The following is a 630-nucleotide window of genomic DNA, read 5'->3' on the forward strand; positions in this document are numbered from 1 at the left end:
ATTGATTGCATATGCGAGCTTGCGCGCTTGGAAGACTTGCAGACCGACCGCAGGATCGATAACTTCCTTCACGATCTTCTCCGGTGTTGCTGCAGCAACCTCTTCAATTTCCGTGCCGCCTTCTTCAGACGCCATCATCACGACGCGACCTGTACCACGATCAACAACTACACCAATGTAATATTCCTTCTTAATGTCGCAGCCCTGTTCAATCAACAGACGCTTTACTTCCTTGCCTTCCGGACCTGTTTGATGCGTCACGAGCACTTTGCCAAGCAATTCCGTCGCATATGTACGCACGTCATCTAAGCTCTTCGCTATCTTCACTCCGCCCGCTTTACCACGGCCGCCTGCATGAATTTGCGCCTTGACGACAACAATGGGAGTGCCCAATTCTTCAGCTGCCTGGACGGCTTCATCCACCGTAAAAGCAACCTTCCCTTCTGGAACAGCAACGCCATATTGCTTCAATACACTTTTGCCTTGATACTCATGAATATTCATCGTGCATCCCCCTATCCGATCGTTAGCCTCATGGGCTTATTCCGATTCGAAGCCGAGGTTGTAGGGCAGAAGCATAATGAGTTAGCTCCTGTTACTACACCTCACGGCGCGTCCGTGAAATTGGGG

The 630-nt window shown here is 50.6% G+C and carries 1 protein-coding gene; it reads right to left on the bottom strand.

Annotation, left to right across the window (positions count from 1 at the left end):
- Positions 1–504, bottom strand: a 504-nt coding sequence (locus AZ66_RS29460; protein ID WP_044358228.1) for an ATP-grasp domain-containing protein, incomplete at its 3' end; no start/stop codon positions are given.
- Positions 505–630 lie beyond the last annotated feature (126 nt).

Source organism: Paenibacillus sp. E194, from assembly GCF_000935845.1.
GTDB classification, from domain to species: Bacteria; Bacillota; Bacilli; order Paenibacillales; family Paenibacillaceae; genus Paenibacillus_B; species Paenibacillus_B alvei_B.